This is a genomic window from Catellatospora coxensis, assembly GCF_016862635.1.
Taxonomy (GTDB): domain Bacteria; phylum Actinomycetota; class Actinomycetes; order Mycobacteriales; family Micromonosporaceae; genus Catellatospora; species Catellatospora coxensis.
In genome coordinates, this window is the sequence record NZ_BONI01000024.1 from 68,430 (window position 1) to 91,165 (window position 22,736).

Annotated in this window: 17 protein-coding genes; 8 read left to right on the forward strand and 9 right to left on the reverse strand. The window is 73.5% G+C overall.

What is annotated here, in order from left to right; translation table 11 throughout:
- Positions 1–26: 26 nt before the first annotated feature.
- Genes Cco03nite_RS42870 through Cco03nite_RS16145 form a run of 3 tightly spaced genes read left to right on the forward strand, consistent with a single transcriptional unit; the run spans position 27 to position 4,928 of the window.
- Positions 27–1,553, forward strand: coding sequence for an alpha-N-arabinofuranosidase (locus Cco03nite_RS42870; RefSeq protein WP_203692907.1), 1,527 nt, complete (start codon positions 27–29; stop codon positions 1,551–1,553).
- On the forward strand, positions 1,553–3,241 hold the full coding sequence (locus Cco03nite_RS16140) for a glycoside hydrolase family 43 protein (RefSeq protein WP_203692908.1): 1,689 nt from the start codon (positions 1,553–1,555) through the stop codon (positions 3,239–3,241). Before Cco03nite_RS42870 ends, Cco03nite_RS16140 begins: the two co-directional genes overlap by 1 nt.
- On the forward strand, positions 3,234–4,928 hold the full coding sequence (locus Cco03nite_RS16145) for a GH39 family glycosyl hydrolase (RefSeq protein ID WP_203692909.1): 1,695 nt from the start codon (positions 3,234–3,236) through the stop codon (positions 4,926–4,928). Before Cco03nite_RS16140 ends, Cco03nite_RS16145 begins: the two co-directional genes overlap by 8 nt.
- A gap of 305 nt (positions 4,929–5,233) precedes the next feature.
- Here Cco03nite_RS16145 and Cco03nite_RS16150 read toward each other — a convergent pair whose 3' ends face one another.
- Positions 5,234–5,869 carry a response regulator gene (locus Cco03nite_RS16150; protein WP_239167421.1) on the reverse strand — a complete coding sequence of 212 codons (636 nt, stop codon included), beginning with the start codon at positions 5,867–5,869 and terminating at the stop codon, positions 5,234–5,236.
- A gap of 2 nt (positions 5,870–5,871) precedes the next feature.
- Complete coding sequence (locus tag Cco03nite_RS16155) at positions 5,872–7,083, reverse strand: sensor histidine kinase (RefSeq protein ID WP_203692911.1); 1,212 nt, start codon at positions 7,081–7,083, stop codon at positions 5,872–5,874.
- 108 nt (positions 7,084–7,191) lie between these two features.
- Here Cco03nite_RS16155 and Cco03nite_RS16160 point away from each other — a divergent pair, with 108 nt between their 5' ends.
- The 3 genes from Cco03nite_RS16160 (at position 7,192) to Cco03nite_RS16170 (ending at position 11,798) form a co-directional block, all read left to right on the forward strand.
- A complete protein-coding gene (locus Cco03nite_RS16160; RefSeq protein WP_203692912.1) occupies positions 7,192–7,929 on the forward strand; it encodes an ABC transporter ATP-binding protein in 738 nt (245 codons plus the stop codon).
- Entirely contained in the window at positions 7,926–10,499 is a 2,574-nt protein-coding gene (locus tag Cco03nite_RS16165; RefSeq protein WP_203692913.1) for an FtsX-like permease family protein, read from the forward strand. Before Cco03nite_RS16160 ends, Cco03nite_RS16165 begins: the two co-directional genes overlap by 4 nt.
- 90 nt (positions 10,500–10,589) lie before the next feature.
- Positions 10,590–11,798: a PP2C family protein-serine/threonine phosphatase gene (locus tag Cco03nite_RS16170; protein ID WP_203692914.1), complete on the forward strand. Its 1,209-nt coding sequence runs from the start codon at positions 10,590–10,592 to the stop codon at positions 11,796–11,798.
- A gap of 6 nt (positions 11,799–11,804) precedes the next feature.
- Here Cco03nite_RS16170 and Cco03nite_RS16175 read toward each other — a convergent pair whose 3' ends face one another.
- From Cco03nite_RS16175 to Cco03nite_RS16200, 6 genes are all read right to left on the reverse strand, one after another.
- Positions 11,805–12,398 (reverse strand): hypothetical protein, encoded by a 594-nt coding sequence (locus Cco03nite_RS16175; RefSeq protein ID WP_203692915.1) that lies wholly within the window; start codon positions 12,396–12,398, stop codon positions 11,805–11,807.
- 102 nt (positions 12,399–12,500) lie between these two features.
- Positions 12,501–13,097 (reverse strand): DUF305 domain-containing protein, encoded by a 597-nt coding sequence (locus Cco03nite_RS16180; protein WP_203692916.1) that lies wholly within the window; start codon positions 13,095–13,097, stop codon positions 12,501–12,503.
- Between the two features lie 104 nt (positions 13,098–13,201).
- Positions 13,202–13,936 (reverse strand): lytic polysaccharide monooxygenase, encoded by a 735-nt coding sequence (locus Cco03nite_RS16185; RefSeq protein WP_203692917.1) that lies wholly within the window; start codon positions 13,934–13,936, stop codon positions 13,202–13,204.
- 205 nt (positions 13,937–14,141) lie between these two features.
- Entirely contained in the window at positions 14,142–17,654 is a 3,513-nt protein-coding gene (locus Cco03nite_RS16190; protein WP_203692918.1) for an ABC transporter ATP-binding protein, read from the reverse strand.
- Positions 17,655–17,761: 107 nt separating this feature from the next.
- Entirely contained in the window at positions 17,762–18,997 is a 1,236-nt protein-coding gene (locus tag Cco03nite_RS16195; protein ID WP_203692919.1) for an exonuclease domain-containing protein, read from the reverse strand.
- A gap of 165 nt (positions 18,998–19,162) precedes the next feature.
- Positions 19,163–19,663, reverse strand: coding sequence for a hypothetical protein (locus tag Cco03nite_RS16200; RefSeq protein ID WP_203692920.1), 501 nt, complete (start codon positions 19,661–19,663; stop codon positions 19,163–19,165).
- A gap of 55 nt (positions 19,664–19,718) precedes the next feature.
- Between Cco03nite_RS16200 and Cco03nite_RS16205 the strand changes: the two genes are divergently transcribed.
- Entirely contained in the window at positions 19,719–20,210 is a 492-nt protein-coding gene (locus Cco03nite_RS16205; RefSeq protein ID WP_203692921.1) for a GNAT family N-acetyltransferase, read from the forward strand.
- A 43-nt stretch (positions 20,211–20,253) separates the two neighbouring features.
- Here the strand turns inward: Cco03nite_RS16205 and Cco03nite_RS16210 are convergent, their stop codons facing one another.
- The gene (locus tag Cco03nite_RS16210) at positions 20,254–20,919 is read right to left on the reverse strand and encodes a HEAT repeat domain-containing protein (protein WP_203692922.1); all 666 of its coding nucleotides are present in this window, start codon (positions 20,917–20,919) and stop codon (positions 20,254–20,256) included.
- 212 nt (positions 20,920–21,131) lie between these two features.
- On the opposite strand from Cco03nite_RS16210, the gene Cco03nite_RS16215 reads away from it, so the two are divergent.
- Positions 21,132–22,676: a vWA domain-containing protein gene (locus tag Cco03nite_RS16215; protein ID WP_203692923.1), complete on the forward strand. Its 1,545-nt coding sequence runs from the start codon at positions 21,132–21,134 to the stop codon at positions 22,674–22,676.
- Positions 22,677–22,736: the final 60 nt, after the last annotated feature.

The following is a 22,736-nucleotide window of genomic DNA, read 5'->3' on the forward strand; positions in this document are numbered from 1 at the left end:
CGGACCACGCACCTGATGGGAATACGATGACGACGAGCACGATCGCAGTGATCGACCTCGACCTGCCCGGCGCCACGATCAGCCGGCACGTGTACGGGCACTTCGCCGAGCACCTGGGGCGGTGCATCTACGGCGGGTTCTGGGTGGGCGAGGACTCGCCGGTCGCGAACGTGCGGGGCATCCGCTCGGACGTCGTCGAGGCGTTGCGGGCGATCTCGATACCGAACCTGCGCTGGCCGGGCGGCTGCTTCGCCGACGACTACCACTGGCGTGCCGGCGTCGGCCCGCGCGAGAGCCGCCCGCGGATGGTCAACTCGCACTGGGGCGACGTGGTGGAGGACAACGCTTTCGGCACGCACGAGTTCATGGACCTGTGCGAGCTGCTCGGTGCGGACCCGTACGTGTCGGGGAACGTGGGGTCCGGGTCGGTGGCGGAGATGTCGGAGTGGGTGGAGTACCTGACCCGGGCGGACGACTCACCGATGGCGGCGCTGCGGCGGGCGAACGGGCGCGAGCGGCCGTGGCGGGTGCCGTTCTGGGGACTGGGCAACGAGGCGTGGGGCTGCGGCGGCAACCTGCGCGCCGAACAGTTCGCTTCGCTGGCCCGGCAGTACGCCACCTACTGCCGCAACCACGGCGGCAACCTGTTGTACCGGATCGCGGCGGGCGCGAACGAGGCCGACCTGCACTGGACCGAGACGCTCATGCGCTCGTTCGACGACCTGGCAGCGGACCGAGCCGGTTCGGCGGGCCCGTTCCAGGCCGTGTCGCTGCACTACTACACGATGGCCGGGCCGTGGTCGGACAAGGGCGACGCCACCGGGTTCAGCACGGACCAGTGGTACGTGACCATGGCCCGCGCCCGGCGCATGGAAGAGCTGCTGACCCGGCACTCCACGGTCATGGACCGCTACGACCCGCACCGCAAGGTCGGCCTGGTCGTGGACGAGTGGGGCACGTGGTGGAACGTGGAGAAGGGCACCAACCCCGGGTTCCTGTACCAGCAGAACACGCTGCGCGACGCCCTGGTCGCCGCCGTGCACTTCGACGCGTTCCACCGGCACGCCGAGCGCGTGGTCATGGCGAACATCGCCCAGACGGTCAACGTGCTGCAGGCCATGATCCTCACCGACCCCGACAGCGGGGCGCTCGTGCTCACCCCGACGTACCACGTGTTCGCCATGAACACCGGCCACCACGACGCCGCCGCCCTCGCGGTGCACCTGCGTGACGTCGAGACTCGCGCCGTCGGCGCGACCGAGCTGCCGCTCGTCTCGGCGTCCGCGTCGGTCAAGGGCGACACCGCCCTGGTCTCGCTGTCCAACCTCGACGCCGACACGGACCGCACCCTCGTTCTGGACCTGCGCGGCCGCGATGTCGTCGGGCACACCGCGCGGGTGCTGACCGCCAAGGCGCTCGACGCGCACAACACTCCCGAACAGCTCGACGCCGTCGCCCCTACCGACCATGCCGGCGTGCACCCCCACCCCCGGGGGCTCGAGGTCGAGCTGCCTGCCCACTCCTACGTCACCGTGGCGCTCGAGCTGCGCTGATGGACCGACCGGAGGTGAACATCCGCGACGGCGGGGTGCGGGCAGGCGTCACCGGCCCCGTCATCTTCGCGGACGTGCCCGACCCGGACGTCATCTTCGACGGCCGGTACTACTACATGGTCAGCACGACCATGTACTTCGCGCCGAGCGTCCCGATCATGCGCTCGGGCGACCTGGTGCACTGGTCCATCGCCGGGTACACCGCGGCGATCCTCGACGACACGGACGCGCTGGCGCTGCGCAACGGCCAGGACGCGTACGGCCAGGGCAGCTGGGCAGCGAGCATCAGGTTCCATGACGGGACCTACTACGTGTCGGTCGGCAGCCTCACCACGCGGCAGACATACGTCTACTCGACTCCCGACATCGAGCACGGGCCGTGGACCAGGTCGGTGCTCGACGGGTACGCCCACGATCAGTCGCTGCTGTTCGACGGCGACGACGTCTGGCTTGTCTACGGTGGCGGGTCGATCGACCTGCGCAGGCTGCGGCGGCACGACGACGGGACCCTTGCCTGGGACGGCCCGGCGACCCGGCTCGTCGAGGACGCCGACGTCGACCAGACCAGCGGACTGAACGCCGAGGGCGCGCACGCGTACAGGATCGGGGACTACTACTACGTCTTCATGATCGAGTGGCCGTCGGGTGGCATTCGCCAGGAGGTGCTGTGGCGGTCGACGTCGCTGACGCCGCAGTCGGCCGGCGGTGTGTGGGAGGGCCGGGTCGTGCTCAGCCATGGCGTGACGGTCGGGGGCCGACCCGGAACCGGCGTCGCCCAGGGAGGAGTCGTCCAGACATCCGACGGACAGTGGTACGCCATGCTGTTCCAGGACGAGGGCCCGCTGGGTCGTGCGCCTCAGCTCATTGGCGTGACCTGGGACGACGACGGGTGGCCGGTGTTCGATCTCCATCCGCAAGCGCCCGCGGCGGCCGCACGGACGGCCGGTGACGGGGCCGCCGTCGTCGCCTCGGACGACTTCGACAACCTCCCCGAGCGCGCGGGCCACTGGAACACGGCCAACGCGGACCTCCTGGCAGAGTCCGCCGAGAACGCATGGAACGGGTCGGACCTGGGGCTCCAGTGGCAGTGGAACCATAACCCGGACAACCGGTTCTGGTCGCTCACCGAGCGGCCCGGACACCTGCGGCTGACCACGGGCAGCGTCGCGTCGAGCATCCTCGATGCCCGCAACACGCTCACCCAACGCACGCTCGGACCCGCGAGCTCCGGCGCCATCTCGCTGGACGTCTCGCACCTGAAGGACGGGGACGTCGCAGGCATCTCCGCCTACCAGCGCAAGTACGGATACATCGCCGTGACGATGGAGGGCGGCACCAAGAGCCTGGTGATGCGCCGGGCGGGCGGCGACGGCGTCACCGCCTTCACCAGCGCACCGGTGCCGCTGCGGGCGGACGTCGTCTACCTGCGCGCTGACGTCGACTTCCGGGATGCCGTCGACACGGCGTCGTTCGCGTACTCGTACGACGGCAGCAACTGGACGTGGCTGGGCGACACCCTGCGGATGCAATACGACCTCGCGCACTTCACCGGGTACCGGTTCGCCCTCTTCAACTACGCCACTGCCGAGCCCGGAGGCCACGTCGACGTGGACTGGTTCCGTGTCAGCGACCTCACCAGGCTCGCAAGCCCTACTCAGCGACGGAGCGAAGGAGCTGTTCATGACTGAGCAGGCGACGTCAGCCCTGCTGATCGACGGGCAGGAACCCGCCGAGGTGCGGCTGCATCATGTGTGGAACGAGTGCGTCGGTGCCGGGCGCGCGAATGAGGCGTTGCGGGCGGACTGGCAGGCGCACTTCCGCGAGGCCGTCCAGGTGCTGGGCGCCCGGCACGTGCGCTTCCACGGCCTGTTCCACGACGACATGTTCGTCTACCGGACCGACGACGGCGGCGGCTTCGGCCCGAACCAGCCGCTGCCCGAGCCGGTCTACACGTTCGCATATGTCGACAAGGTGTTCGACGCGATCCTCGACGCGGGCGCCCGCCCGTTCGTGGAGCTCGGGTTCATGCCGCGCGAGCTCGCCACCCGGACCGAGACGCTGTTCTGGTGGAAGGCGCACTGCAGCCCGCCCAAGGAGATGGGCCAGTGGGTCGCGCTGGTCGACGCCACCGTGCGGCACTGGATCGAGCGGTACGGCATCGACGAGGTGCGGCAGTGGCCGTTCGAGGTGTGGAACGAGCCGAACCTCGTGCCCAACTTCTGGACCGGGACGCGCACCGAGTACTTCGAGCTGTACGAGGCCACGGCGCGCGCGATCAAAGCCATCGACCCCCGGCTGCGGGTCGGCGGCCCGTCGACGAGCGTGTTCGTCCCCGACGCCCGTTACTCCGGAGAGACCCACGACCCGTCGCTCGAGGTCGAGACCGCGGTGGCCGCCGACCCCGACGAGCTCGACTGGCAGCCGGTGTGGATCCACGAGCTGATCGAGTACTGCGCGCAGCGCGGACTGCCGATCGACTTCCTCTCCACCCACCTGTATCCGACCGACTACGCGGCGGACTCCCTGGGCACTCTCAAAGCGATCACGCGCCAGAAGGACGCCACGTACGTCGACCTGCAAGTCCTGCGCACGATCATCGAGAACAGCCCGTACCCGGATGCCGAGCTGCACATCACCGAGTGGTCGACCTCGCCGTCGAGCCGCGACGCGATCCACGACACGCTCTTCGCCGCCGCGTACATCGTCCGGGCGTTCCTCAAGGGCGCGCCGCTGGCCGACTCGATCTCCTACTGGACCTTCACCGACGTGTTCGAGGAGGGCGGCGGCGGCATCGGCCCCTTCCACGGAGGCTTCGGGTTCGTCAACGAGAACGGCCTGCACAAGCCGACGTTCCACGCGATGGCCATGCTCCACCGCCTCGGTGACCGCCTCCTGGCCGAGCTGCCCGACGGCGCCATCACCCGCTCGTCCGCGACGGGTGACGTGTCGGCCATCTTCTACAACTACCCCGCCGATATGGGCACGACGGGGCTCGCGTCCCGCAACGGCTACGCCGAGACGCGAGCCCTCGCCGAGATGGGCCCTGAGCGCCGCGTCCGGCACCGGGTCGAGGGACTGCGCCCGGGCACCGAGCTCACCGTGGAGATCCTCGACTGGGAGCACGGGAACGTCGCCGAGGCGTGGTACCAGATGGGCGCCCCGCTCAACATCACGCGGGAACAGACCGCCGAGCTGCGCCACGTCGCCGACGGCCTCCACCGCAGCACGCTGACCGTCGGCGACGACGGCGTTCTCGACATCGACCTCACGCTGCCCGCCTGGGCGGTCGCCTCGGTCGCGCCGACGCTTGCCCGCGCCGCTGCTTGCCGCATTCCAGGAGCTCTGAGACCACGAGGTGGGTCTACTCGGCGCTGAGGACGCGTACAGGTGCGAGTACACCGACGACGGTGCCTACCGGTACGGATTGGACATGCCGCACGTCGCCACAGGGTTGGCAACGTCGCCAACTAGAGGGAGCGCGGAATCATATCTTGTCCTGTTTGGCATGATGCGATTCGCTACGCTGCATGCGGTATGTGTCGTGAAGTGGGTGAACGTGGTGCCGGAATGGTGCAATCACAGACCCCTTGACTGGGGCACTTTATACTTTCAGTGACCTCGGCAAACGTTGCCCAGTACACCGCTGACCCTTGCTTGAACTGGGGGTCAAGGGGTGGGCGTCAGCCGCGCAGGTAGGCCAGCACGGCCAGGACGCGGCGGTGGTCGTCGGCGTCCGGCGGCAGGTCGAGCTTGGCGAGAATGCCCGCGATGTGCTTGGCCACCGCCGCCTCGGTGACCACCAGGCGGCGGGCGATCGCCGCGTTGGAGCGGCCCTCCGCGACCAGGCCGAGCACCTCGCGCTCGCGCGGAGTCAACCGGTGCAGCGGATCGCGGCGGCGGTCGAGCAGTTGGCGGACCACCTCGGGGTCGATGACGGTGTGCCCGTCGGCGACCCGGACCAGCCCGTCGACGAACTCGGCGACCTCCCCGACCCGGTCCTTGAGCAGGTATCCCGTGCCCGCCGAGCGCCCCGCGTCGATCAGCTCCGCGGCATAGGTCTGCTCGACGTACTGGCTGAGCACCAGGATCGGCAGGTGCGGCAGCTCGGCGCGCAACGCCAGCGCGGCCCGCAGCCCCTCGTCGCTGAAGCCGGGCGGCATGCGCACGTCGGTGACGACGATGTCGGGCCGCACCAGCGGCACCTGCTCGCGCAGCGCGTCGGCGTCGCCGACCGCGGCGACGACCTCGTGTCCGAAATGGCGCAGCAGGCTGGTCAGGCCCTCGCGCAGCAGCACGGAGTCCTCGGCCAGCACCACTCTCAGCGATCGCACGGCAGCTCCACCCGCAGCAGCGTCGGCCCGCCGGGCGGGCTGGCCAGCAGCAGCCTGCCGCCGACGGCCGCGGTTCGGTCGGCGAGGCCGGTCAGCCCGGTGCCGCGGGCCGGGTCGGCACCGCCCGCGCCGTCGTCGTGGACCTCCAGCACCAGCTGCCGGTCCTGCGTCCAGGCGCGCACCCGGCCGCCGGTGGCACTGCTGTGCCGGGCCAGGTTGGCCAGCGCCTCGTTGACCGCGAAGTACGCGGTGGCCTCGACGGGTGCGGGCAGCCGCCCGTCCAGCCGCAGGTCCAGGTCGACGGGCACGGGGGAGCGCCCGGCGATGTCGCGGATCGCGGCGGCCAGGCCGCGGTCGCTGAGCACCTGCGGGTGCACGCCGCGGATCAGCTCGCGCAGCTCGGCCAGCGCCGCCGCGGTCTGCTGCCTCGCGTCGTCGAGCAGCGGCGCGACCGTGTGGTCGTCGGCGACCCGCAGCCGGGCCAGGCCGAGCGTGACGCTCAGCGCGACCAGCCGCTGCTGCGCGCCGTCGTGCAGGTCGCGTTCGATCCGGCGGCGCTCGTCGTCGAAGCCGGCGGCCAGCCGCTGCCGGGAGCGCAGCACCTCGACCAGGTCGGTGTCCGCCGAGGCCAGCACCGCGCGGGCGACGGCGGCCCGCGCCCCGGCCCAGGCCGTGATCGGGTACGCCGCGAACGGCAGCAGCACGAACCCGGCGGCGCACAGCAGCGCGGTGAACCACGCGTCGGCGGGCAGCTCCGCGCCCGGCCCGGACGGCTGCAGCGGCGCGGACATCAGCATCAGTGGCGGGAGCAGCGACAGCAGCACCACGGCCAGGTCGAGCCACCAGGCCACGCAGGCGCTCAGCACGGCATACCCGATCTCGCGCCAGGTGCCGGCCTCGCCGAGCCGCAGCGGCGGGCGTGGGGGCAGCGGGCGGGTGTCGACCAGGCGCAGCTTTCGCCGGTCGAACCCGGCGATCAGCGGTCCGGCGGCGACCACGATCAGCAGCGCGGCGACCAGCAGCAGGATGAGCGCGGTGCGTCCGGGGCGGAGCAGCTCGATCCCGGCCAGCAGCGCCAGCGGCAGCCCCGCCGGGACCAGGCCCGCGGCCAGGTACAGCAGGGACCGCCACGGCCAGCTCGACCGTGCCAGCCGCCAGGGCGGTGTCGCGGCGGCGGACAGGGCGGTGCGAGGGGTCACCGCACGACCCTAACCTGCACCGATGCCCGGCACAGTAGTGCTGGGACTAGTCCGGATCCTCGCCGCCGCACCCGTGTGCCCGGCCCCGCGTTCGGGTGGGGTGGTCCCATGACATCAACGGCGACGGTCCGCCTGCACGCGGTCCGCAAGACGTACGGGACCGGCGCGAACACGGTCACCGCCCTCGGCGGGGTGAGTGCCGAGTTTACCCGCGGCAGCTTCACCGCGGTGATGGGCGCGTCCGGCTCGGGCAAGTCCACGCTGCTGCAGTGCGCGGCCGGGCTCGACGCCGTCGACAGCGGGCAGATCACCATCGACGGCACCGACCTGGCCGGGCTGTCCGAGCACGCCCGCACCCTGCTGCGGCGGGACCGGATCGGGTTCGTGTTCCAGGCGTACAACCTGGTCGGCGCGCTGACCGCGGCGCAGAACACGGCGCTGCCGCTGCGGCTGGCCCGGCGCGCGCCGCAGGCCGCGGCGGTCGTGCAGGCGCTGGCCGAGGTGGGTCTCGCCGAGCGGGCCGGGCACTACCCGGCGCAGCTGTCCGGCGGCGAGCAGCAGCGGGTCGCCATCGCCCGCGCGCTGATCACCCGGCCGGCGGTGCTGTTCGCCGACGAGCCCACCGGGGCGCTGGACAGCACGTCGTCGGCGGTGGTGCTGGCGGCGCTGCGGCGGCTGGTCGACGCGCACTTGCAGACCGTGGTCATGGTGACCCACGACCCGGTCGCCGCCGCGGCCGCGGACCGGGTGCTGGTGCTGGCCGACGGGCGGCTGGTCGACGAGATCACCGGCGCGGACCCGGCACGCATCGCCGCCCGGCTGGCCCGCGGGGCGGTGGCCGCATGATCGCGCTCGCCTCGCTGCGGGAACGCCGGCGCAGCCTGCTCGGCACCCTGATCACGCTCGCCGTCGCGGTCGCCGTGCTCACCATCTGTGGCCTGCTGCTCGTCTCGGCCCGCCCGGTCACCCCGGACCGGTACGCGGCGAGCCCTGTGCTGATCCGTCCGGTGCCGCCTAGTGACCCGGAGGCGTTCACCGAACCGCGCCCGTGGCCGAAGGAGCAGGCGGCGGCGCTGACCGCCCGGCTCGCCGCCGTGCCCGGGGTGTCGGCCGCAGTGCCGGTGCACCGCTTCTACGCCCAGTTGCTGCGCGACGGCGCGCCCGTCACGGGGGAGCACGAGGCCTACAGCTGGTCCTCGGCGGTCCTCGGCGGCTACCGACTCGCGGCGGGCCGGGCGCCGGCCGCCGCCGGTGACGTCGCACTCGGCGAGGACCTTGGGCTGCCGCCCGGTGCGCGGGTGGAGTTGCTGACGGCGGCCGGGCCGCAGCCGTTCACGGTGACGGGCACCGTCGACGGCTCCGGCATCTGGGTGGGCGACCCGGTGTCGGGGACCGTCGGCGGCCCCGGGAGCCGGGCGGGTGACGCGGTGACGGCCGTGAGCAGCGCGCGGGTGGGCAGCGGGGGCGCGGGCGGCGGGGTTCCCGTGATCGGCCTGCTGATCGGCGCGGACGCCGACCCCGCTGCGGTTGCCGTTGCGGTGACCGGCGTGGTCGGTGCGGAGGGGGTCGTGCTGACCGGCGACGCGCGCGGTGCGCTGGAGCCGGTCGGCGACGCCCGCACCCGGTGGATCGGCCTGCAGGTGCTGTCGGCCCTGGCCGCGTTGGGCACGTTCGTGTCGGTGTTCATCGTGGCGTCGACGTTCGCGTTCGCGACCCGGCAGCGGCACCGAGAGCTGGGGCTGCTGCGGCTGCTTGGGGCGGTGCCCCGGCAGGTGCGGGGCTGGGTGCTCGGCGAGGTGCTGCTGCTCGGCCTGCTCGGCGGGGCGATCGGAGTTCCGGCGGGCCTGCTCGCCGCCGGGCCGGTGGCGGGCTGGCTGGTGCGCACCGGGTTCGAGCCGGCGTCGTTCACCGTCCTGTACCAGCCGGTCGTCCCCGTTGCGGCGCTGGCCGCCGGGGTGCTGGTGGCGCTCGTGGGAGCATGGTCGGCGGCCCGACGCGCGGCGCGGGTAGGACCACTGGCGGCGCTGCGGGAGGCCGCCGTCGACGACCGCCCGGTGAGCCGGGTGCGGCTGCTCGCCGGTGCGGTGGCCCTGGTCGGCGCGGTCGCGGTGGGTGTGGCGGCGACCCGGGCGTCCGGGGCCGACCTGGGCTCCTACGCCCTGTACGCGGCGATGCTGCTGGTCGTCGCGGGCAGCCTGCTCGCCCCGCTGCTGCTGCCGAGGGCGGTGCGGCTGCTCAGCGCGCCGTTCGCGGGCGGCCGGGGCGCGACCGTGCTGCTGGTCCGCCAGCACGTCGCCACCGCGGCCCGGCGCTCGGCGTCGGCCGCCGCGCCGGTGCTGCTGTGCGTGGCGTTCACCGTCCTCATCGGCGGGATGGTGCAGACCACCACCGCGTACTACGGGCTGAACCGGGTCACCGCCGTGGACGCCGCCGCCGTGGTCGTGCCCGACGGCACGCCGGGCCTGTCCGATGCCGCGGTCGCCGCCGCAGGCGGCCTGTCCGCCCTGCCCACCACCCTGTACGAGGGTGCCGAGCCGCTGCCCGCCGCGGGCGTCACCCCGGCCGAGCACACCGTGCTGACCGTCGTCGAAGGCGACCTGGCCACCCTGCACCGGTCGCCGATGGGGGGTTCCCCGGAAACCACGAGCGCCGCGCCGCCGGCCGTTCCGGTCGGGCCGGCCGGTTCGGGCCGGACGCCGCCGGCCGGTCCCCTGGTTCCGGTGGCCGTGGCGCAGGGGTTCGCCGCCTCGGCGGGGTGGGCCGTCGGCGGCAGGCACCCGGTGTCCGGCCCCGACGGGCAGCCGATCACGCTGGAGGTGGTCGCGGTGCTCGCCGGTGGCCCGCTGCCGGCCGGCATCCTGCTCGACCGCGCGGTGGTGCGAGCGATGGACCCGTCGGCGCTGACCTCGGTCGTCTACTCCGACCGTCCCGTCCCGGCAGCCGTGCTCGCGGGACTGGGCGGGCGTCCGCTGAGCGCCGCCGCGTACGCGGGCAGCGGCCAGGAGGAGGACGACCGGCTGGTGTGGGTGTTCACCGCGCTGCTGATCGGGGTGTCGGCAGGGTTCGCGCTGCTGGCGGTGGTGAACACGATGCTCATGTCCACCACCGGCCGGGCCGGGGACCTGCGGGTGCTGCGGCTGTCCGGGGCGACCCGCCGCCAGGTGCTGGGCCTGCTCGCCGCCGAGACCGCGGCAGTGGTCGCCACCGGGGCGGCGCTGGGCCTGGCCGTGGCCGTCGCCGCTCTGGCGGCGCTCGCCCGCGGGTTGAGCGTGCAGCTCGGCGTCGCCGTGCCCATGGTGATCCCGTGGGGCACCCTCGCCGCGACCGTCGGCGTCTGCCTGGTGCTGGCCGTGGCCGCGGCGACGCTGCCCGCGCTCGGCTCCCGCCGGGCCGCCTCGCCCTCAGCCGGTGTTTGAGCAGGTAGCCGGTGGGGAAATTCAGCAGATGCACGGGGGTGCGAGGAACTCCGCGCCGACCGTGCCGGTGACGGACGGCGAGGAGCGCGGATGACCCAGGTGACGTACGACCCGTGGCACGCGGCGCTGCTCGACTTCCTGCACCTGACCCAGCAGGCACAGGACGACCAGATCGCCGGGTGTGTCAGCGCGTCGCTGCGTCCGCTGGGCATGGAGCCCACGTGTTACCTGGTCGACGAGGAGCAGCGTCAGCTGCATCCGCTGCCGGAGTTCGGCAAGGCGGCGGCCGAACCGCTCGGCGTGGAGGGCACCCTCGCCGGGCGTGCTTTCACCAGCGTGGAAACCCAACGGGCCGGCACCGGCGCGGGGAGCCGGCTGTGGGTGCCGCTGGTGGACGGCACCGAGCGGCTGGGCGTGATCGAGATCGTGGTGGTCCGGGACGACTGCGACATCGAGGCGCTGCGGGACTGGTGCGAGAGCTATGTGAACCTGGTGGGGCACCTGATCGCGGTGAAGATGCCGTACGGCGACGCGCTGCAGCAGGTCCGCCGGACCCGACCCATGACGGTGGCCGGGGAACTGCTGCTGTCCACGCTGCCGCCGCTGACGTTCACCTCCGACCGGCTCGTCATCAGCGCGGTGCTGGAGCCGCACTACGACATCGGCGGGGACGCCTTCGACTACGCGCTCGACGACCAGACCGCCTGGTTCTGCGTGCTCGACGGCATGGGCCGGGGCCTGCGCGCGGCCGTCATGACGGTGACGACGCTGGCCGCCATCCGCGCGGCCCGGCGCGACGCCCGCGGCCTGTACGCGATCACGCAGGCGGCGGAGGAAGCGCTGCAGGAGCAGTTCCCCGACACCGCGTACGTCACCGGTGTGCTGTGCGAGTTGGACACCGGCACGGGGCGGCTGCGCTTCATCAGCGCCGGGCATCCGGCCCCGCTGCTGCTGCGGCACGGCCGGGCGGTGCGCGAGCTGGCCGGGGGCCGCCGGCTGCCGCTGGGACTGGACGACAACACCATCGACGTCGCCGAGGAGGCGCTGGAGCCGGGCGACCGGCTGCTGCTGTACTCGGACGGGGTCGTGGAGGCGAGCGACCGGCACGGGGACATGTTCGGCGTCGAGCGGCTCGTCGACCTCACCGAGCGGGCAGGACAGGCGCGGCTGCCGGCCCCGGAGACGCTACGCATCCTGGCCCACCGGGTCGCCGAGTTCCGGGACGGCCCGCCCCGCGACGACGCGACGCTGATGCTGGTCGAATGGTCGGCCGAGGCGGCCCGCCGGGTGCTGCCCTGATCGGCCTCAGCGCGGTGAGGACCAGTGCGCGCTCGCGGGAGCGGCCGGGACGGCGGGCGTCGCCGCCGGGGCGTACTGCTGCGGACCTGTCACGGCGGCGGTCATCGCGGCGGTGAACTCGGCGTCGAACTCGGGAGCCGGATCGCGTACGGCGATCCACTGCCCGTCCCGGGTCACCCGCGCCTGCGCGATGACCTCCCAGCGGGCACGGACCAGTCCGATGTACCCGACGATCAGGGCGATCACGGCCGCGGCCGTCAGCAGGGACGCGACCGGCCCGTCGGCCGCGGACGCCATCGCGGCCACCGGAATCGCGAAGCCGACCGCCGTGAGCAGCCCGAAACCCACCCGCTGCCGACGACGCCGGCTGCGGCACCGGTCGCAGTAGTGCCACACGGGCGCGTCGACGACGTGGCGCGTGACGGCCCGCACGATGAGGAAGGCGAGGAGTCCCAGCGGGATCAGCGCGTAGGTCCATCCGGCCGGGGCCGACTCGAACCTCGTACGCGCCCGCAGCGTGGCGGCGAGCCCGTGCCTGCTGCACACGCTCGGGATGCCGTGGCCCACGGCGGCCCAGCTCGCGGGGATGAGGGTCTGCACGCTGCTCCTCGAGGTCGGTCCCGGCGGTGACGGCGCCCGATCATCGCACGAGCCGCGCCGCGGCGGGGACCCGTGGTCCGTCCACGAACGAGCGGCGGCCGGTCAGCCGGAGACCATGCCAAGCATCATGGTGACCTGGGCGGTGCGGGTCTGGTCGACGCGCGTCGCGAACTCCAGCACCTGCGGGTTGACGCCCGCGGTCAGCTCCATCCGGGCGTACTCGACGGCCTGGTGCTGGTGGCCGATCAGCAGGTTGAGGAAGACCTTGTCGAACTCGGCCGCCGGGGCGTCGCGCAGTGCCTTGACCTCGTCCGGCCCGGTCGCGGGCAGCCCGCCGTGCCCGGCATGCAGGCTCGGGTCGGCGGCGGGGGTGAGCGGCTCGGACCAGCCGCGCAGCCAGCCCTGCACCTTGGCCAGCTCGTCGGCCTGCGTCACGTCCATCGCCGCGGCCAGCTCGCGCACCTTCGTGTTCGCGCTGCGCCCGGCGGCGAGCTTGAGCAGCTCGGCGGCGGGGCCGTACTGCGCGGCCATCATCTGCAGGAACATCACGTCGGTGGGGTTGTGCCCGCCCGACTCGGAGACCGCGGGCGGCGGCGATCCGGACGGCGGCGCGAACGACGGGGCGGTGGTGACCCCGGGCGGCGCGTCGCACGCGGCCAGGGTCGCCAGCGTGACGGCGAGCAGGACGAAGCGCTTCATTCGCGGTGGCTCCTCGTGGGCGCCGGGCGGAGCGGCTGCGGCCCGCCGCGGCTCGGTGGCCGGTCCGCGGCTCGGGCGGAGCCGCGGACCGGGTGGGACGGTTCTCAGATGCGCTGCCACAGGGCAGGCGTGTTGGGCGGCTCCCAGCCGGCGAGCGCGGTGTGCGCCTGCAGGCAGCGGTAGCTGAGCCCGCCGTAGGTCACCGTGGCGCCGACGGCGTACGCGGTGCCCGCGGCCCAGGTGCCGCCGGGGTTGGTCGGCGGCGGGGACTGCGGCGGCTGCGGCGACGGCGAGGTCGGCGGCGGCGTCGGGGTGCCACCGCCGCCACCACTGCCGACCTGCAGGTCGACGCAGGAGTAGAACGCCATCGCGGTGTCGTAGATGTTCCACCGGGCCAGGACGAGGATCCGGCCGGTGCGTCCACCGAGGCTGACGTTGTGCGAGACCGTCGCACCGGGCTGGGCGCCGTTGTCGTTGATCACCGCGATGCGGGTGCTCCCGACGAAGTACTCCCAGGTGCTGGTGCGGTGGCGGGCGGTGAGCACCCAGTTGAACGTGACGTTGTTGCCGACCGAGGCCGCGGGCCAGGGCTTGCTGTTGTCGTTGAGCACCGCGAACCGGCTGCCGCCGCCGTTGCACTGCATCGAGCCCTTGGGGGCCTCGACGCTCTGCGGCTCCCAGACGATGTCGCCGCAGTTGGCGACGCGTCCCTGAGCGCAGTTGGCCTGGCGGCTGGGTGGGGACGAGATGTATCCGTGCGCGCTCGCCGGGTTGGCGATCATGCCGGACATCACGATCGTGAGGATGGACAGGACAGGTAGGACGATCCGTTTTCTCACGGCTCCTCCGCTTCTGTGCGGGATGGATCGACCGGTGGGACGAGTGCCGGTGTCGTGAGAGGAGACATCGACACTCGTTCACGAAAACATAAAATAAACAGTCCTAACTGTAAATACGCTTAACTGAGATTGCGTTCAAGTTGGCACGCGCTCCGACATGCGAGAAGCCCCGACCGAACTCGGCCGGGGCTTCCCACGTACGTGCTCAACCGGCCAGGTGGCCCCAGCCCGCCTCCAGCTCCTCCCACGAGCCCTGCGCGACCGCCTCGCCGTTGATCAGCACGACGACCCGGTCGGCCTGCACCAGCGCCGCCCGCTTCGACGTCGAGCCGACCACGGTCACCCCGTGCGCCCGCAGCGCCTGCCACAGCGCCAGCTCCGTGGTCACGTCCAGGGCGGACGACACGTCGTCGGCGATCAGCAGCTCGGTGCCCGGCGCCAGGGCGCGGGCCAGCGCCAGCCGCTGCAGCTGGCCGCCGGACAGCCGGGTGCCCTTGTGCCCGATGAGCAGCTCCATGCCGCTGCCCGCCGCCGCCAGGTCGTGCTCCAGCTGCGCCGTCGCCACCGCCTGCGCGGCGTCGACGTCGTGGCCGAGCCGGATGTTGTCGCCGACCGTGCCCGACAGCACCCGCGGCAGCTGGGCCACGTACCCGACCTGGTTGGGGCGCAGGAACACCTCCGGCTCGCCGACCGTCTCGCCGTTCCACAGCAGCGCGCCGTCGTGGTGCACGATGCCCGCCAGGGCGCGCAGCAGCGACGACTTGCCCGAGCCCACCGGCCCGACCACCAGCACCAGGTCACCACGCTCCACGGTGAGGTCGACGCCGCGTACGCCGACCGTGCCGTCCTCGTGCACCGCGCCGAACTTGGCCAGCTCCAGCCGGTGCAGCGGGTTGCGCGGCGCGGCCACCGGCCCCGGCGCGGTGCCCGCGGACAGGTCCACGCCCGGCACGGCAGCCGAGTACGCGCCCACCCCGGCCATCGCCACGGTGCGCCTGGTCCACACCCGAGCCGACGGCAGCTGCGACACCAGCGACGCCGTGGTCCAGGCGAACCACCGGGCCGAGCCCAGCGTCGACACGGCGACCAGGGTCGCGCCCGCGCCCAGCTCACCGGCCATGAACAGGGCCCACACCGCGATCGGCAGCAGGCCCGCCAGCAGCGACGGCGTCGAGCGCGCCCACACCTGCATGGCGATCTCCTGCCGCTGCCGTTCGCTGCGTGCCGCGTCCAGACCGGCCAGCTGGTTCAGCACCGGCCGGGTCGCGCCGGCCAGCTTGACCGTGCGCGCCGACGACAGCGACGACACCAGGAACGTGGCGAACGCGGCCCGCGCCGCCACGGTGTGCGCGGCCGAGCGCTTGAGCACCGGCGCGAACACCGTCGCGGCCAGCGCGGAGACCACCATCGTGCCCGCGAAGAACAGCGCCGGCACGATCGAACCGGACACCAGCGTCATCGCCACGATCATCACGATGCTGATGGACTGGTCGACCAGGTTGTCGGCGAGCATGACCACCCGCTCGTTGTCGCCGCCCTGCGCGACGACCTCGGCCGGGGTGTGCGCGCTGACCCGGCGCGGCCCGGTCTGCCCGTGCACCAGGCGCAGGTTGATCCGCAGCATCTGCCGGACCCACCACTCCGGATACCACAGGCCCGCGAAGTAGCCCGCCGGGGTGGTCACGGCCAGCCCGGCGACGATGCCCAGCGCCGGCCACCACGGGCTGCCCGCGCCGTCGACCACGTCGGCCCACAGCCACGGCAGCACCGTGCCGTCCAGGCCGAACAGCACCATGACGGTGAACAGCGCGACCGAGACCTGCCCGAAGCGGAAGTCGTTCACGGTCAGCCGGAAGATCTCGCGCAGGGTGCGCACCCGCTGCGGCGCGGGCAGCGGCGGCGGATCGGCCTTCGGCGGCGCGACCAGGTCGGTGCCCGCGCCGGCACCGGCGCTCCCGCTCGGGCGAGCCGGGACACCCTGCGGTCCGTCGCCGGACGCACCCTCGCCGGCCGACTCCAGCCCGTACGCGGTCGCCAGCACCAGCTCGCCGTCAGCCGCGCTGTGGCTGGTGGCCAGCAGCTGCGCGAAGCGCTGCGACTCCGACAGCGGCCCGGCCTCCACGACCCGGCCGTCGGCCAGCACCACGACCTCGTCGCAGTCGCGCACCGAGGACAGCCGGTGCGCGATGACCACGCCGATCCGCCCTCGCAGCAGGCGCTGGGCGGCGTGCTGCACCCGGGACTCGGTGACCGGGTCCATCCGGGCGGTGGCCTCGTCGAGGATCACCACCTGCGGGTCGCGGACCAGGATGCGGGCGAACGCGACCAGCTGCTCCTGACCCGCCGACAGCTTCTGCCCGCCCTCGCCCAGCAACGTCTGCAGGCCGTCGGGCAGGGAGTCGACCCACGAGGTCAGACCCAGCTCGTCCATCGCGGGTCCGGCCGCGTCGAGCAGCTCCGGGTCGAACAGCGCGATGTTCTCCGCCAGCGTGCCGGCCAGGATCTCGGTGCGCTGCGGCACGATCGCGATCCAGCGCCGCAGCGCCTCCACATCCAGGTCGTTGAGGTCCACCCCGCCCAGGAACACCGTGCCGCGGGGCACGTCCACGGCCCGGGTCAGCACCTTGGCCAGCGTCGACTTGCCCGAGCCGGTGCGGCCGACCAGGGCGTACGAGCGGCCGGGCGCGAAGGTCAGGTCCAGCTCGCGCAGCGCGGGGCGGCGGCGGTCGGCGGAGTAGTGGAAGGTCAGCCCGCGTACCTCGATGTTGCCGGTGTCGGGCGCCGCGCCGCCGACCGGCTCCTGCGGGGTGTCGCGCAGCAGCTGCACCCGCGCCCACGCGCCGAGCGCGTGCTGCAGCTCGGGCAGCATCCGGCTGACCTGCTCGACGGTGCCGCCGAACGCGAGCGCCAGCAGCCACGCGGCGGTGAGCCGGGCCGCGTCCAGCTGGCCGGCCGACAGCGCCCACACCCCGCCGAGCACGAGCAGGGCGATGCCCGCCCGGGTCACGCCGCCCGCGATGGTGCTGACCTTCGACGACAGCGCCCACACCCGGCGGCCGCGTTTGAGCACCTCCGCGGAGCGCTGGGCGTACAGGCGCAGCACGTACGGGCGGCCCAGGCTGGTGCGTACGTCGTCCTGGCCGTGTACCGACTCCTCCTGCACGGCGGCCAGGTCCGACCAGGCCTCCTCCTCGTGCATCCGGGCCGGGCCGATCGCCGCGGTCGGGCGGCGCAGCCCGAACCCGAGCACCACCGACAGCAGCAGCATGGCCAGACCGGCGGGCCACCACACCACGAACGCGGTGACCACGGACAGCACCGCCACCGCCGCGGACTGGGCCAGCCGCACCCCGCTGCCGCGCAGCTGCGAACCGACCTGGTACACGTCACCGTCGATCCGGTCGAGCAGCTCGCCGACCGGCGTGCCCTCCAGCGCGGGCAGGCTCTGCCCGAACGCGACCCGGCACAGCCGGCGGCGCACGTCGGCCGCCCAGTCGGCGGTGAGCCTGGACATGATGAGGCTGAGCGTCAGGTCGCTGAGCACCACCACGGCCAGCGCCGTGGCCAGCGCGGCGAAGGCGAGAGCGGACCGGTTCACCAGCACGGTGCCGGCCAGTGCCGCGGACAGCGCGGCCGCGCCGGCGCCGGCCACGATGAGCACCAGCACCGCCAAGGTGCGGCGGGGCGACGTGGCCCACAGGTCACGGAACAGACGCATGGCACGGCCCCTTGCAGCTGGTTTGATCTGGTCACCAGCATGCAAGGCCGCCCGGCCCGAGCTCAACGCAATTACGGCGGCACGGGCGTGGTGATCAACACAGTCGGCTACTCCGCGGCGCGCAGCGCCACGAGCATGCTCAGGAACGCGCCGGGATGCACGATCGGGACACGGTGCCGCCGGGCCTGGCGGGCCTTGCCGGACATGGTGTCGGGGTCGGCGGCCACCAGCAGCCGGGTGGTCCGGGTGACGGCGCGGCCCACGGTCAGCCCGGCGATGCGCGCCCGCTCCTCCCACAGCTCCCGTGACTCGGCGGTCTGCCCGGTGAACACCACGGTGTCGCCGGGCAGCAGCCGGAACGCGGGCGCGGGCAGCGGCCGGGTGGTACGGCGCTGCTGGTCGCCCGCGTCGGGGTCGAGCGCCCGGTCGACGTCGGCGCGATCCAGGCCGAGCAGCGCGGCGACGGTGTGCAGGTCGTCGCGCTCGATCTCGGTCACCCGGCCGTCGTCGAAGGCCTCCGCGGCGAGCGCCTGCAGGTAGAGGCGGTGCAGGTCGAGCACCTCGGCGCGGCTGAGCCCCAGCGTGTCCGCGGCCTCCACCAGCGCGTCCGCCTCGACCGCGGACACGTGCCGGTCGAGCAGAGCATGGTCTAGCAGGGACAGGTAGCTGTCGGCCTGCGGCGGCGCGGGCACCCGGGGCAGCCGGTCGACGAGCCTGCTGAGGAAGTGCTCCTCGGTCTCGTGCGGGTGGCGGCGCACCACCGGCAGCGCCTCGGCCGGCGGCAGCGGCGGCCAGGCCAGCGTGGACGCGTCGAGCACCAGCTGCTGCCAGGGCGGCGGCGTGCCGACCCGGTGCAGGTAACGCGCCAGCAGCCCGGCGGCGGCGCGGGCGTCGTCGAGCGCGCTGTGCGCCCGCTGCTGCGGGATGCCCGCCGCCTGGCAGCAGTCGCGCAGGCTGCGCCCGGCCGACGGCAGCAGCTGCGCGGCCAGGTTCATGGTGCACAGGCCGTACTCGTGCCCGACCGGGGCCTGCAGCCCGAGCCGGGAGTACTCGGCGACCAGGAAGGCGGCGTCGAAGGCGAGGTTGTGCGCCACGATCACCCGCTCGCGCAGCAGCGCGCCGATCTGCCCGGCGAGGTCGGCGAAGACCGGCGCCCGCCGTGCCTCGGCGGCGGTGATGCCGTGCACGTGCTGCGGGCCGAGGTCGCGTTCGGGGTTGACCAGGCTGGACCAGTCGCCGGTGACCCGGCCGGCCGCGTCGACGTGCACGATCGCGATCTCGCAGATCCGGTCGTGCCAGCTCGTGCGCAGCCCGGTCGTCTCCACATCGATCACCGCGTACACGCCGCCACCTCCGCCGATCCCGCCCGACCGTCCCATCACGACCCGTTCCCGGGGATCTCACCTTATGTCCTGCGGCACGGACACGGCTCCGCCGAGCGCACCGACGCGCCCGCGAATCCGGTGGATTTCTCGATGCCGGACGACGGCGGCGGCGCACCGGCCGGCTCAGGCGCGGCGGGAGCCCTCGGGCCAGACCACCACCACCGGCAGGCCCAGCGCGTGGGCCTGGGCGACCACGGCCGCGGTGCCGCCCCCGTCCGCGGCGGGCTGCCCGTCCCACACGGCCAGGAGCAGGTCGCAACCGGCCAGCATGGCGGCGTTGGCGTCCTCGTACGCGGCCCGGCCCGCCCGCTCGTGCGGCATCACCCGCACCGACGCCGCATGCCACGCCATCCGGTCGAACGCCGCGGCGTGCTCCGGGGCGACCTTCCGGGCCCGGTAGTCGGCGGAGGGCAGCACGACCTCCAGCCGCGCGCCGCGCGCCACCACCGCCTCCGCGAAGATCGTGTCGGCGCCCGCGGCCAGGCAGGACACGCCCACCAGCTCCTCCGGCGGGTACCCGGCCAGCAGTTCCCGCAGCGCCGCGGCGACGAGGGCCGCGGTGTCCGGGGTGAGGCCGATGTGTCCGGTCACGCCGATCCGGGTCGGTTCGGTGCTCGCATCCATGCCCGGCAATCTGCCACAATGGGCCGCCCGGCGCGGCTGCGGCTAGGCTCGGGTCATGGTCACCGATGACGACGCCGTCCGGATCCGGCCCGCGACCGCCGCCGACGCGCCCTCGGTCGGCGCGATCTGGCGGGACGGCTGGCGCGACGGCCATCTGGGCCACGTGCCCGAGGAACTGGTCGCGATCCGTACGCCGGAATCGTTCGACCTGCGGGCCGCCCAGCGCGTCGGCGACACGACGGTGGCCGAGGTGGCCGGCGAGGTCGCGGGTTTCGTCATGGTCGTCGCGGACGAGGTCGAGCAGGTGTACGTGGCCGCCGCCCGGCGCGGCACCGGTGTCGCGGGCGCGCTGCTGGCCGAGGGGCTGCGGCAGGTCGGCGGCAACGGGCACCCGCGGGCGTGGCTGGCCGTCGCCGGCGGCAACGCCCGCGCCCGGCGCTTCTACGAACGCCAGGGCTGGACCGACGAGGGCGCGTTCGACTACCCCGCGCGCAGCTCCGGCGGCCCGATCGCGGTGCGCTGCCACCGGTACACCAGGCAGGTCTGAGCGGGCGCCGGTCCGGCGGCGGGGGTGTCGACCGGGCGGCGGATCAGGCCGGTCCCTCGCGCCACAGGTCGTCCGGGTCGACGAAACGCTGCGCCAGGGCGGCCTGCGCCTCGGGGCTGCCGATCTCGGCGAGCCGCCGGGCCGCGGCCTGGTGCGCCCAGTGCAGCATCGGGTCGGGGCGGCTGACGACCTCGCGCAGCGCCTCGATCTCGGCGGCGTCGGACATGCCGCACAGGCCCTCGATCGCCGCGGTCACCACCGTGGGCCGGGCCGAGCGCACCTTCTCCAGCAGCGCGGGCCGCTCGGTCTCCTCCTGCCCGCCGGCCCGGGCCGCGACGGCGACCATCTCCTCCCACGGGTCGGTGGAGTTCCACCAGCGGTCGACGAGGTCGGCGACAGGTGCGCTGTGGGCGTTCTCGCGCGCCGTGGCGATCTCGTAGAGCGCGGCCCGCACCGCGCCGACGCAGCAGAACCGCGGTTCGAGGCGCAGGGTGTCGTGCGCCTCCAGCAGCGCCGGAAGCGCACGCGGGTCGCGGGTCGCCTGCAACCGGCGGGCGTACGGGCCCCAGTGCTCGTCCGCCGCGGGGCGATCGTCGAACGCCCGGTCGGGAACAGGCTGCTCGGGCCGCGGCACGGACGCGCCACCGCCGTCGAAGGTCGACTCCTGCTGCATCCGGCCGAGGTTCCGGCGACTCTTGGCGATTCCCACCGGATCATTGAACACTGCGCCGCCGATCACCCGACAGGGCGTATGCGGCTTCCCCCGATCGGATTACCGCCGCGGGGCGCCGGCGAGTGCCCCGCACGCTCAGCCATAGCAGATCATCAATGGTCTGGGATGTCTCATGTGTGCCACATCGATGCGGTGTAACGATCTCTAGCATCGAAATTCGCATTGATTCCGATTCATGGAGGTGTGCTGTGAAGCGTGCGCTCGCCGCACTCGTCGCGGCTTCGACACTGGTCGCCGCACCCGCATTCGCCGCCGACGGCAACCTGCCCGGCGGCACCAGCATCGCCGTCACCATCGCCACCCCGGCCGACGGCGCCGAGGTCGCGCCGGGGCCGGTCACCGTCACCGGCACCGCCTCGGTGGGCACCGGGGTCCCGGTGGCCGACACGTCACTCATCTACGTGCTGGACGCCTCCAGCAGCACCGCCAACCCGGGGGCGCCGAGCTGCGGCAACATCCTGCAGTGCGAGATCGCCGCCGGGCTGGCCCTCAACGCCCAGGCCCAGAGCGGCACGATCGGCGACGTGGGCATGGTGGCCTTCGGCGTCACCGCGGCCACCGCCGACGTGCGGCCCGGTGCGGGCGATCAGCTGCTCACCGGCCCGGCCACCGACGACGACGGCGACGGCGTACGCGACATCGAGGAGGTCATCTCGTCGACCTTCATCAACGGGGTCGCCACGTTCACCAACAAGAACGTCGGCGGCGGCCAGACGAACTTCGCGGACGCGATCGCCAAGGCCCGCACCATCGCCCAGGCCTCCACCCGGGCCCGCAAGATCGTGGTGTTCATGTCCGACGGCTTCGCGGTGGGCGGCGGCAGCATCACGGTGCCGCTGGCGGGCATCCCGGACGACATCGACATCTACACCTTCGCCGTCGGCGGCGGGGCCGACTGCGCCTATGCCGGGCCGAACAACGAGGGCAGCCTGGAGCAGATCACCGCCGCGACCGTGCCCGGCGGGCACTGCGTGCAGGTCACCGACGTCGCCTCGCTGCCGGCGATCCTGCCCGCGGTCATCGGGTCCAGCCTCGGCACTCTGTCGATGCAGGTCGACGGCGGGGCGTTCACGCCGATCGGCAACGCCGCGATCACGCCGGACCTGCCGCAGGACGGGCCGGTGAACGTGAGCTACAGCGTCGCCACCCCGGCGCTGGGCGTCGGCGTCCACGAGATCTGCGTACGCGCCGCCGGGTCCGACGGCGGCGGGTCCGGCCAGGTGACCGACTGCCACACGGTCGTGGTCAACGGCCCGGCCGGCGCGTTCGCCCTGGAGGCGACCGGCCTGGTCAAGATCCCCCGTACCCCGGAGGCGGTCTGCCCGCCCGGCGCGACCAAGACCCAGGTCGCCGTCAACCTGCCCCCGCTGCTGACCACGGGCGCCCTGAACGCGAGCTGCGCCGCCGCCGGTGGCACGACCACCGCGGTCGCCTCGGTTGACGGGGCCACACTGCTGGGCGGCGCGATCCAGCTCAGCGCCATCTCCAGCACCTGCGTCGGCAGCGCCGGCGGCAACACCCGGTCCTCCCAGGTCGTAGGCACCATCAACGGCACCCCGATCAGCGCCAGCCCGGCCACCATCGGCATCCCCGGCGTCGCCACGGTCCACCTGAACGAGAGCACCACCGGCCCCGGCGGCCGCCTGGTCCAGAACGCGGTCCGCGTCGAGGTGCTCGGCCTGCTGGGCATCGTGACCCAGCAGATAGTCCTCGCCAGCTGCTACCTCGGCTAGTCCCTCGCCTCACGGCGAAGATCGCGACGATCTTGCGCGAACTGTTGTCGATACGTCCGG

Bases quoted from the DNA above. Each gene is read 5' to 3' on its own strand.
- Cco03nite_RS16165 (WP_203692913.1), top strand. From the start codon at position 7,926: ATGATCGCGCTCGCCTCGCTGCGGGAACGCCGGCGCAGCCTGCTCGGC.
- Cco03nite_RS16140 (WP_203692908.1), top strand. From the start codon at position 1,553: ATGGACCGACCGGAGGTGAACATCCGCGACGGCGGGGTGCGGGCAGGC.
- Cco03nite_RS16170 (WP_203692914.1), top strand. From the start codon at position 10,590: ATGACCCAGGTGACGTACGACCCGTGGCACGCGGCGCTGCTCGACTTC.
- Cco03nite_RS42870 (WP_203692907.1), top strand. From the start codon at position 27: ATGACGACGAGCACGATCGCAGTGATCGACCTCGACCTGCCCGGCGCC.
- Cco03nite_RS16190 (WP_203692918.1), bottom strand. From the start codon at position 17,654: ATGCGTCTGTTCCGTGACCTGTGGGCCACGTCGCCCCGCCGCACCTTG.
- Cco03nite_RS16160 (WP_203692912.1), top strand. From the start codon at position 7,192: ATGACATCAACGGCGACGGTCCGCCTGCACGCGGTCCGCAAGACGTAC.
- Cco03nite_RS16205 (WP_203692921.1), top strand. From the start codon at position 19,719: ATGGTCACCGATGACGACGCCGTCCGGATCCGGCCCGCGACCGCCGCC.
- Cco03nite_RS16200 (WP_203692920.1), bottom strand. From the start codon at position 19,663: ATGGATGCGAGCACCGAACCGACCCGGATCGGCGTGACCGGACACATC.
- Cco03nite_RS16180 (WP_203692916.1), bottom strand. From the start codon at position 13,097: ATGAAGCGCTTCGTCCTGCTCGCCGTCACGCTGGCGACCCTGGCCGCG.
- Cco03nite_RS16145 (WP_203692909.1), top strand. From the start codon at position 3,234: ATGACTGAGCAGGCGACGTCAGCCCTGCTGATCGACGGGCAGGAACCC.